The sequence below is a fragment of the Pirellulales bacterium genome, from assembly GCA_035546535.1.
Classification (GTDB): domain Bacteria; phylum Planctomycetota; class Planctomycetia; order Pirellulales; family JACPPG01; genus JACPPG01.
The window spans coordinates 1-10626 of record DASZWQ010000162.1; the positions used below are offsets into that span (position 1 = coordinate 1).

General features: G+C 63.4%; 6 protein-coding genes. 2 read left to right on the plus strand and 4 right to left on the minus strand.

All coding sequences use genetic code 11. The annotated features are described in order from the left end of the window. Nucleotides 1-221: 221 nt before the first annotated feature. The 4 genes from VHD36_19415 to VHD36_19430 form a co-directional block, all read right to left on the minus strand. Nucleotides 222-1604: a DUF1501 domain-containing protein gene (locus VHD36_19415; protein ID HVU89506.1), complete on the minus strand. Its 1383-nt coding sequence runs from the start codon at nucleotides 1602-1604 to the stop codon at nucleotides 222-224. Between the two features lie 48 nt (nucleotides 1605-1652). Then, entirely contained in the window at nucleotides 1653-3278 is a 1626-nt protein-coding gene (locus VHD36_19420; protein HVU89507.1) for a DUF1549 domain-containing protein, read from the minus strand. A gap of 139 nt (nucleotides 3279-3417) precedes the next feature. Continuing rightward, nucleotides 3418-4341 carry a PP2C family protein-serine/threonine phosphatase gene (locus VHD36_19425; protein HVU89508.1) on the minus strand — a complete coding sequence of 308 codons (924 nt, stop codon included), beginning with the start codon at nucleotides 4339-4341 and terminating at the stop codon, nucleotides 3418-3420. A gap of 19 nt (nucleotides 4342-4360) precedes the next feature. Continuing rightward, nucleotides 4361-5431 (minus strand): SMP-30/gluconolactonase/LRE family protein, encoded by a 1071-nt coding sequence (locus VHD36_19430; protein ID HVU89509.1) that lies wholly within the window; start codon nucleotides 5429-5431, stop codon nucleotides 4361-4363. Between the two features lie 270 nt (nucleotides 5432-5701). Here VHD36_19430 and VHD36_19435 point away from each other — a divergent pair, with 270 nt between their 5' ends. Beyond that, nucleotides 5702-9160 (plus strand): PSD1 and planctomycete cytochrome C domain-containing protein, encoded by a 3459-nt coding sequence (locus VHD36_19435; GenBank protein HVU89510.1) that lies wholly within the window; start codon nucleotides 5702-5704, stop codon nucleotides 9158-9160. Further along, complete coding sequence (locus tag VHD36_19440) at nucleotides 9157-10614, plus strand: DUF1501 domain-containing protein (protein HVU89511.1); 1458 nt, start codon at nucleotides 9157-9159, stop codon at nucleotides 10612-10614. Before VHD36_19435 ends, VHD36_19440 begins: the two co-directional genes overlap by 4 nt. The last annotated feature ends 12 nt before the right edge of the window (nucleotides 10615-10626 follow it).

Genomic DNA, 10626 nt, shown 5'->3' on the forward strand with positions numbered 1-10626 from the left:
ACTTCCCCGCAACCACCGCCGGCGTCGACCTCCGTGTCATTGCAAGCCCTCCCTCGGTTGAGATGGCTTCAACAAATAACACACCCACCCATGGCGCAAAAAGCGTGCCGAACAGTATTGCGGGAGAGGGCAGGGTGAGGGGCAAAACTTCCAGAGGACGATCGGGTTCAACTAATAAAGCGCGCAACTCAGTACGGCAATCGCGCGAACGCCACAAATCTCTACGCCAGCACATCACGGATTGGCTCACCTTCGGCGATGGCGATGGGCCGTCCCATCTCGGCGAGGTTATGCTGCCGCGGATCAACGCCGAGCGCCGCGCACAGCGTGGTCAGCACGTCGCCGACGGCTACCTTTCCCTCGTTGACCGTCATGCCGTCGTCGCTGGTGCTGCCATAGGCCTGACCGCCACGGATACCGCCGCCGGCGAGGACGCAGCTCCAGGCATTCGGAAAATGATCGCGGCCGCCGGCCGCGTTGATCGTGGGCGTACGACCAAACTCTCCCATCCAAAGGATGGTGGTCGAGTCCAACAGCCCGCGGTCGGCCAGATCTTCCATAAGCGAGCTCCATCCCGCGTCGAGTTGGGAGCACAGCTCCTTGACCGTGGCGAAATTGTTTTGATGCGTGTCCCAATTGCCGGCTGCCCCCGTGAAATCGCCCAGATTCACCTCGACCGTCGCCACGCCTTGCTCGATCAATCGCCTGGCGAGCAGGCAACCCTGCCCAAACACGCCTGGCCCATAACGATCGCGCGCCGCGCGCGGCTCGCTGGCCAAATCGAATGCCGCGGCGGCGGGACTATTCATCATTCGCAGCGCGCGCCGATAGACCGTCTCATGCCCAACGCTGGCCCCGGCGCGATGCGCCGCCAGAAAACCGCTCTCGAATTCTTGCCACAATTGCACGCGCTCGCCGAGGCGCGCGTTCACCGACGCATCACCGGCGGCAAGGTTTTCGAATCGCAAGTCGACGCAGCCCCCTTCACCCGATTGCGCGTCATTGCCGGCTGTCGCGCCTGCCGGCAGCGCGCTGCGCCGCGCCTCGACCAGCACCGGCGCATAGCGCGGACCGAGAAAGCCCGCGCCGAACGCAGCCTGATTGAATTGCTGATACGGCGCGATGCTGATGTATTGCGGCAGTTCGGCCTCGTCACTGCCAAGTTCCTTGCCTAGCGATGCGCCGATCGCCGGATAGCGCACCGGGCCACCCGGCACGTGCCCCGTCCGCATTAAATAAGTGCCGCGGCCATGATCGCCTTCCTTCGTGCTCAGCCCACGCAAGATGGCCAGGTGCTTCGCATGCGTGGCGAGTCGCGGCAAGTGCTCGCTGACGCGCAGGCCGGGAACGGCAGTGTCGATCGCTTTGAATTCGCCGCCGTTGGCATGGTCTGGTTTCGGATCGAACGTGTCGAGCTGGCTGGGGCCGCCGCTCATCCACAGGACAATGCAATGCCGCCGGCGCTTTTCGCCGACGGCCAGTGCGCGGGCAAGCTGTGGCAGCCACCCGCTGGCGCTGTAGCCGAGCGCGGCCATACCCGCGGCGCGCAAGAATTGTCGCCGATGTGGCAGGGCCGAAAGACCATCAGCAGGTTTGCCTCGCATCAGGCACCTCGTTTCCGCGGTGGCATGTCCTGTGGTTGAGTGATTCGATCAATGATTCACGCCGAACTCGGCGCTATTCAACAGGGCCCACAAAATGTCTCCCAGCGCCGCCGAACGCTCGATCGGTTCCTGGTCGGCGCGAGATAACCTTGCGAGCGACTGCGATGTTTCCCGCTCGTTGGGCGGTCGCGCGAGCGTGGCCAGAAACAAGATTTCCACGCGTTCCCGGTCTGTTAGAACCGGCACTTCGAGTGCGGCCAACAGGCCGCTTTGCGGGTTCGTCGTGGCAGCCGACGTCTCTGGTCCATTCAGCAATAACAGCACTTGTGCGACGCCCGCGTCATAATCGAGCCGCGACGCGCTCGGCACTTGCATCTTGTCGACGAATTCCTGCCGGACCAGATCGAAATCGCCCAACTCGCTCCGCATGGATTTCTCCCCGGCTCCCGTTGCCGCCATCGAAGCACGTTTGAGAGAGTCGTAAAACTGCTCGGGCGTCAGCGTCTTGATCGGCATGCGGGCAAAGCTCTCGACCGGCGGGTCGGCATCCCCCGTAACGCACGCGGCCTGATAAGCCTGCGTGTTGGCGAGCGTTCGTAGCAGGTTCCTCAAGTCGAAACCGGTGGCAACGAAGTACTCGGCCAACTCCTGGAAAACCCGCGGATGGCTGGCAGGGTTGCGCTCGCTGAGATCATCGACCGGCTCGACCAGGCCGCGCCCGAACAAGTGAGCCCACGCCCGATTGACAGCCGCCGAAGCGACGAAGGAGTTATCTCGCGACACCATCCAGATGCCCAATTGCTCGCGACGCGTACCGGTGTCCGCTGCGGTGGGCCCTTCGCCGCGCGGATAACGCGGCGCGACGACCGTGTCCGAACCAGGCAGCATCACCTCGCCTAGTTCCCGGTCCACCAGGCGCGCCCCGCGCCCCAATTGCATCTCGCCGCCGCGCCCAATGCGGGCGAAGAAGGCCGCATAGCCCCAGAAATCGCGCTGCGTCCAGCGATCGAACGGATGATCGTGGCATTGCGCGCACTCCAGTTGTATGCCCAAAAAGATTCGCGCGGTATTGGCTGCCAGCTCCTCCGGTTTGAGATCATAGGCCGTGTAGAACAGCCCCGGTCCCTCCTGCGATGCGCCGGTGGCGACCAGCAAATCGGCCACGAGCTGATCGTAGCGCAGGTTTTTGGCGAATTGTCCGCGTAGCCAGTTCTGTAAGCCGGCCTGGCCCGCGACGCCATCGACGCCGCCCCCACGCGGCACCATCATGTGGCGCCAGGTCGTGGCCAGATGATCGGCGTGCAACGTCGAGGCAGTCAGCCGGTCGATCAGCCGGGCGCGTTTCTGTGGATCGCGACTGGCCAGAAAGGCGCGCACCTCACCCACGGTCGGCACGACACCGATCAGATCGAGCGATGCCCGGCGGATGAACGTCGCGTCGTCAGCCGGCACCGCGGGTGCGAGGCCTGCCGCCTTCCAATCAGCGGTCAAAAGCGCATCGATCCGCGCCGCCATCAGCCGGTTGTCGCCCGGCGATGACTCTCTCGAAGTGGGCGTCTCAGCGGCAACAGCCTGGCCGGGAGAACCATCGTCCGCCAGAACGACCACTGAGCCACCGCACCAGGCAGCCACGAAAATCGCAGCGCATGCCAGCCACAACAGATGCCGAAACATCCTGTGCGACATACCTCTCCCCCGTGCAGCCCTGGCCACGTTGTACGGCTAGTACGTGCGCGAATCCACTTGCTGACATTGTAACGCCATCGGACGCACAATGCCTCTCCCCGACGAGATCTGCGTCGACTATTAGCTATTAAATGACTTCCAGCGCCAGCACCGTGACGTCGTCATGCGTGAGGGGGCCGCCCGTGTGCCTTCGCAGGGCGTCGACAATCGCGGTGCGCAGCTCAGCCAGGGGCGCCCCAGCATTTTGCTCGACAACCGACAATAGCCGTGCGTGGCCGAATAACGATTGATCCGGCCCGGGCGCTTCCAGTACGCCGTCGGTGTACAGCAAAACGCGGTCGCCGCTGGCCAGCGGCATCGCATGCTGGGCATAGCGCGTCTCATCGCTGACGCCGATGGGCAAGTTCACCAGGCCCGCCTCCTCCGGAACAATGGCAGGCTGCCAGCGCCCTTTGCTGCGAAGGTAGACCAGCGCGGGAGGATGGCCGGCGTACGATACATAGAGCTGCGAATTACGGCGATAGAATTGCGCGACGGCCAACGTGCTAACCGCCGCGAAACCGTAATGCTCGGCCAGATCGTTCAATTCCGACAGCACGCGGTCGCCGCGCACCGAATTCATTCGCGCCGCGAGCGCGTCATACAGCCAGCGACCAACCTGGCTCACCATCTGGCCGTGGCCGGTCACATCGGCCAGCGCCACACGGGTGAGTGAATCGGCGCCGCAGACGCTGAAGTAATAGACGTCTCCTCCTTCGCCCCCTTCGCACGAGTTGCTGAAGAGGCTGGCGCGGACGCCGCTGGTGACCGCTTCGAGTTCGGCATTGCGAATTCCACCCCACACTTCGGCGCAGCGAATCCGGTGCACAGCCGACCGCGACGCGGCCGCCGCCGTTTGCTGCGGGGACTCTGCCGTCTGGGCCGTTGTGTCGGGCAATTCTGCGGCCGGCGCGCGCGACCATCGGCGTCGCGGCCAGTAGACGACCTGCCGGAAACGCCAAACGCAAGCGCGATACCAGCGGCGCAGCGCGTACCACAGTGAACGCCCCATGCCACCCTCGAAGCGCGTGCTAATTCGCGGCCGGGAGGTGATAGCCTTCGCGATTCACGTGTACGCGATATAGGCTTTTGCCTGCCGTGATATACAACGTCTTCGCGTCCCGGCCGCGACCAAAACCGACGTTCGTGGGAACCTCGGTCTTGATGTAACCGAGTTCTTTGCCCTCGGGCGAGTAAACATATATGCCCGGCCGGTTCTCCGCCCGCACGGCCACCCACAGGTTGCCATCTTTGTCGCAGACCAGTCCATCGGGCCCGTCGAAGGTGCCGTAGTCGACGAGCGTCTTGCGAAACTTGGCGGTCCCATCCGGCGCGAGGTCATAAGCCAGGAGCGCCATCAACCCTTTGCGCAAGGGCGCCGCCACCTTGTCGGCCTGGCCGGTCGACGAGCCCAGCCGATCGATGCTGGTCGCTCCATTTTCGTTGCTGACGACGTACAGCGTCTTCTGGTCGGGCGAGACGGCGACGCCGTTGGCCTTGCCGGCGTCGGTAATGATACGGTGAATCGAACCATCAGGATCGATGCGATACACGCCCACGAGCGGCTGATCGATCCCTTCGTATCCCATATACCGCGGGTCGCTGAAGTAGATGCGTCCCTTCTTGTCGATCGTAATGTCATTCGGCGAATTGAAAGGGCGCCCTTCGTAGAGCCCGGCAATGATATAACTCTTGCCGGTTTTCATGTCGGTGCGCGTGACGCGTCGGCCGCCGAAGTCGGCTCCCTCGGCCACGATCATGTCGCCGTGCGCGTCGAACTTGATGCCGTTCGACATGCCGCTGGGCGAGCGAAAGATCGTCGTCTTGCCCGTCGTGGGATCGTAATGCCAGATGTGTCCGGCTTCGATGACGCCCTTGGGATCGCGCGAGACGTGCGAAAACGTGATGTCGCTGAAATAGATCTGGCCATCCGGCGCAACGGCGACTCCCTCGGTCAGCACGCTCCCTTCAAACAGTTTTTCGACTTTGGCGTCGGGAGCGACGGGCGGCTCGTCGGCGCGGACGGTCGCCTGTGTGCTTGCGGCAATTCCGATCGCGCTCAAGACGAGAAGCCGGCCAATCGACAATGCGCTCTGAAACATCGTTCTCTCCTGGGCTGTGCGTTGCGTGTGGGATGCGGAGCAGATGTGGCTGCGTGTTGCAAAAAATGACGGCTGGCGGCAGAAATAACCCCTTCGAACCGAGATCATGCTATCCATCCGGCCGCCAAAACGTTGCGGTTAGCTCGCCGGGCTTTTAGATTAGTAATGGTCTATTTGGCCCCCCGTGCGCCGTCAAGTGACGGACCCGCCTGACGATACGGCGCTGCCCCTTTTGCAACCCACCCCCTGGCAGCGAGGAGAGAATCCCCGATGCGTCGTCCCGAGCCGCTTGTGAACGTGCTCATTGCGCTGGGCATTTCGGCCAGCGCGGCGCGAGCCGGCGATGCGGGCTTGGAGCATTTCGAAACCAAGGTGCGGCCGGTGCTGGTGGCCCACTGCTACGAATGCCACTCGGCCCAGGCCAAGAAACTGGGTGGCAACTTGCTGCTGGATAGCCGCGACGGCCTGCGCAAAGGGGGTGACTCGGGCGAAACCATCGTGCCGGGCAAGCCCAACGAAAGCCTGCTGATCGCTGCCGTTCGCTACAGCCCCGACGCGGTGCACATGCCTCCCAAGGGGAAGCTGCCGGCGGGCGTGATCGCGGACTTCGAAACCTGGATAAAGATGGGCGCGCCCGACCCGCGCGACGAGGCTCCTCCGCCGGCTGCCGGCGAATCGTGGGACGACACGATGCGCGCGCGGCGCGACTGGTGGAGCATACGGCCGGTTGTAAAGCCGCCGATTCCGGATGTGCGCGACGCGGCCTGGCCGGCAGGCCCTGTCGATCGATTCATTCTGGCGGCTCTCGAAGAGCGTGGCCTGCCGCCGGCGCCACCGGCTGAAGCCCGCACGCTCGCCCGGCGATTGTCGCTGGTGCTCATTGGTCTGCCGCCAACTGCAGAACAAATGGCCGAGTTTCTGCGCGATTGGGAGGAATCGTCAGCCACGACAGGATCCACCAGGCCGGCGATTGAGCGGCTTGCCGATCGCCTGCTGGCTTCGCCGCACTACGGCGAACGTTTTGCCCGGCACTGGATGGACGTGGTGCGTTTTTCCGAAACGCACGGCAACGAGTGGAACTACGAAGTTCATCATGCCTGGCGTTATCGCGACTATTTGATCCGCGCTCTCAACGATGACGTGCCGTACGATCAACTGGTGCGCGAGCACATCGCCGGCGACCTGTTGCCGCATCCGCGCATCAACGGAAACGAACAATTCAATGAGTCGGTGATCGGCACGGCCTTCTACCGCTTCGGCGAGGCGAATCATGACGATTGCATCAGCCTGCCGCAGATCGGCTACGACCTGGCCGACAACCAGATCGACACGCTCACCAAGGCCTTCCAGGCCACCACGGTCGCGTGCGCCCGCTGCCACAATCACAAGCTGGACGCCATCTCGACCGAGGACTATTACGCGTTGCTCGGAGTATTGCGCAGCAGCCGGCAAGTGAGCCACACCATCGATTTGCCCGAGGTCAACGCCAGCCCCATCGCGCGGCTGCGCGAGATCAAAGCGGCCATGCGCCACGAGCTGGCCGAGGCTTGGGCGCGTGATGCCGGTGACATGGCACGCTACATGCAAGCCGCGCAGACGAAGCGTTTGAATCGTCCTGTTGATCCTGATGCGGCGTCGCTTGATGTTGCGCGCCTGGAGAAATGGCTGGCCGTGCTGGCCGTGGAAAAGGCGCCGCGAGAAGATCCGTTTGAACCGTGGCGCCTGGTGGTCAATGCAAGCACAAGTCAGGACTCGGCGCCGGCCGGCAGCGGCGCTGCTGCGGCCTCCACTTTGCCGCCGACTCCCAAATCGTGGAGCGAATTGGCCGCATGGTACGCAAAAGAAGATGCGGAACGCACCGCGAATCAATCGCAGTTCGCCACCTATGCCGACTTTCGAGCAGGCGCCAGCGATCGAGGAAACGCTGACCAGTGGCAGATTGGCGGGCAGGGTTTGCGTGAGCCTGCAAGCAAGAGCGGTGATTTCGCGGTCGCGACCGAGGGTGACGCCATCGTGCGCGCCGTTTTGCCGGCCGGCCTGTTCACCCACGCTCTTTCCGACAAGCTCAACGGCACTTTGCGTTCGCCCGTGCTGACCGGGCAGCGGAAGAATCTAAGCTTTCAGGTCGCCGGTCAGCGCAGCAGTGCCTTGCGCCTGGTCTCGAACAATTGCCAGCTCAACTACAAGAACTACAAGGCGCTCACGAGCCCTGACCTTGCTTGGATCACCTTCTCGCCGCCTGAGAATTGCGATCAGCTGCGCACGTATGCCGAGCTGATGACGATGTTCGACAATCCGAAATTTCCCGACCAGCTCAGCGCGCTGGGTGGCGACAAGGAGAATTACAAGCTGCCGTGGGAGAAGGCGGCCGAGAATCCGCGCTCGTATTTCGGTATCACGCGCGTCGTGATGCACGACGGCGCCGAGCCGCCGAAGCCCGAGCTTTCGCATATGCGGGCCCTGTTCGCGCACGCCGACGGCAAGGATGCGGACGTGACGGTCGACGAGGTTCCGGCACGCTACGCGGCGGTCATCAATGCAGCCATCGCAGACTGGGCCGAAGGCCGCGCGACCGACGACGACGCGCGCTGGCTCGACGCACTCGTGCGCGCGGGACTGCTGACCAATAGCGTCGCAGGCAACGAACTGCTTGCGGCACTCGTGGCTAACTACCGCCGCGTCGAGGCGTCGCTTACGCTGCCACGCATCGTTCCGGGAGTGGCCGACTGTGGGCCTGGCTTCTTGCAGCCGGTCCTGATTCGCGGTGATTGCACACGGCCGGGCGAGCCCGTCGCGCGGCGTTATTTGGAAGTGCTCTCGCCCACCACCGAAACGTTCGCCGCGTCCGGTAGCGGACGCCTGGAACTCGCCGAGCGGATCGCCAGCCCCACGAACCCGCTTACCGCGCGCGTCCTGGTCAACCGCTTGTGGCATCATCTATTCGGTGCCGGCATCGTGCGCACGGTGGATGATTTTGGTCATGTGGGCGAACTGCCTTCACATCCGGAGTTGCTGGATTACCTGGCTGCGACCTTTGTCGAAGAAGGCTGGTCGATGAAGCGGCTGGTGCGCGAGATCGTACTGTCACGTACCTTCGGCGCGGTGGATCTGCCGCCGCAAGCGGCTGCGGAACTCGATCCGCAGAACCGGCTGCTCGCCCATTATCCGGCGCGGCGCATGCAAGCCGAAGCGATTCGCGACTGTATTTTGGCCACGAGCGGCCGGCTGGACCGGGCGCTGTTTGGGATGAGCATTCAACCGTACCGCGAGAAAGAAAACGCTGACCGCCGCTTGTTTCCAGGTCCGCTCGACGGCCACGGCCGCCGCAGCGTTTACATTAAGAACAACTTGATGGAAGCGCCGAAGTTTTTAAGCGCCTTCGATTTCCCGGGCGGCAAAGTGGCCCTGGGGCGGCGCGACGTCACGAACGTGCCAGCCCAGGCGCTTGCGCTATTGAACGATCCTTTTGTCCTCGCGCAAGCGAACGAGTGGGCGGGCCGGCTGATTGCGCGGCAGGATTCTTCGGTTGCTGCCCGTATCGATGCGGCCTTCGAGACCGCTCTCGGCCGTCTGGCGCGCGAAGATGAACGGCAACGTTTCGTCGCGCTGGTGGCGCAGCTAGCCGTGCTACACCAGGTATCAGACTCCGATGTTCTGCACAGCCAGCCGCTGTGGCGCGATGTCGCTCATACGATTTTCAACCTGCAAGAATTCGTTTACATCCCATGACGCGTTTCACGGCGAATACCAAAGGCAGTTCATCGGCCTGTCCCGGCCGGCAGCCGGCGCGCTTTTCGCGCCGAGAAATGCTGGCCGCATCGGCCAATGGCTTTGGATTGCTCGCGCTATCGGGCCTGGCGGCAGGTACGAACCTTGCGCGGCCGCAACGAACCGCCGCGGCGGCAACGCGAACGCATTTTCGCCAGCGGGCGAAGAGCGTGATCTTTTGCTTCATGGACGGCGGCGTGTCGCACGTCGATTCGTTCGACCCCAAGCCGAAACTCGCCGAGATCGATGGACAGCCGTTTACGACTTCCAGCAATCCTACCGCCAACGGCAATCGTCAGTGGTTGAAAAGTCCCTGGTCGTTCAAGCAGTACGGCCAATCGGGCATGCCAGTCAGCGAGTTGTTTCCGCACATCGCCCAATGCGTTGACGATATCGCGGTGGTTCGCTCGATGAAGGCCGATTTGCCGCTGCACTCGACCGGCGTGTTGCGGCTGCACACCGGCGTGAATAATGCCGGACGCCCGAGCCTGGGCTCGTGGGTAACCTACGGCCTGGGAAGCGAAAACGAAAACTTGCCGGGCTTCGTCGTGCTCAGCTTCGGCGTCGTGCCGTGCGGAGGGCTCGAGAATTTCTCCGGCGGCTTTCTGCCAGCCAATTATCAGGCCACGCTGTTTGCCGCCGATGGCACGCCGATCGATAACATCCACCCGGCCGATGCCGACGCCCGCGTGCAAGCGGCGAAGCTCGCCCTGCTGCGCGAGCAGGACTCGGCATTCTCCCAATCGCTCGGCAGTGACGACGGCGTGGAAAGCGCGATCAAGAACTACGAGATGGCGGCGCGGATGCAGCTTCTGGTGCCCGACGTGCTCGACCTCGCGCGCGAAACGGCTGCCACTGAAAGGCTGTACGGCATCGACTCGGACGTCCCCACCAAGCGGCTGTATGGCATTCAGTGCTTGCGTGCGCGGCGGTTGATCGAAGCTGGTGTGCGCTTTGTCGAGATTACCTGCCCGCCCGGCGCTTCCAACGGCACCTGGGACCAGCACGGCGCGCTCAAGCAAGGGCACGAGAAGAACGCGCTCGACACGGACCAGGCCGTGGCCGGCTTGATTCGCGATCTCAAGCAGCGCGGGCTGTTGGACGAGACGCTGGTCGTCTGGGCGGGCGAGTTCGGTCGCACGCCGCATTCGGCCGGCCGCGACGGGCGCGATCATCATCCCGAGGGCTTTACCATTTTCATGGCCGGGGGCGGCATTCGCGGCGGCGTGATTCATGGCGCCACCGACGAACTGGGCATGCAAGCCGTGGAAAACGTCCACGACATTCACGACATGCACGCCACGATCCTGCATCTCTTGGGCCTGGATCACGAGCGGCTTACCTACCGCTTCGGCGGCCGCGATTTCCGCCTGACCGACGTACACGGCCACGTGATCCGCGAAATCCTGGCTTAGCAGCCTGTTGAA

What these genes read in the sequence shown, in the direction of transcription:
- VHD36_19415 (HVU89506.1), bottom strand. Translation starts at nt 1,604, where the DNA reads ATGCGAGGCAAACCTGCTGATGGTCTTTCGGCCCTGCCACATCGGCGA.
- VHD36_19425 (HVU89508.1), bottom strand. Translation starts at nt 4,341, where the DNA reads ATGGGGCGTTCACTGTGGTACGCGCTGCGCCGCTGGTATCGCGCTTGC.
- VHD36_19435 (HVU89510.1), top strand. Translation starts at nt 5,702, where the DNA reads ATGCGTCGTCCCGAGCCGCTTGTGAACGTGCTCATTGCGCTGGGCATT.
- VHD36_19420 (HVU89507.1), bottom strand. Translation starts at nt 3,278, where the DNA reads ATGTTTCGGCATCTGTTGTGGCTGGCATGCGCTGCGATTTTCGTGGCT.
- VHD36_19430 (HVU89509.1), bottom strand. Translation starts at nt 5,431, where the DNA reads ATGTTTCAGAGCGCATTGTCGATTGGCCGGCTTCTCGTCTTGAGCGCG.
- VHD36_19440 (HVU89511.1), top strand. Translation starts at nt 9,157, where the DNA reads ATGACGCGTTTCACGGCGAATACCAAAGGCAGTTCATCGGCCTGTCCC.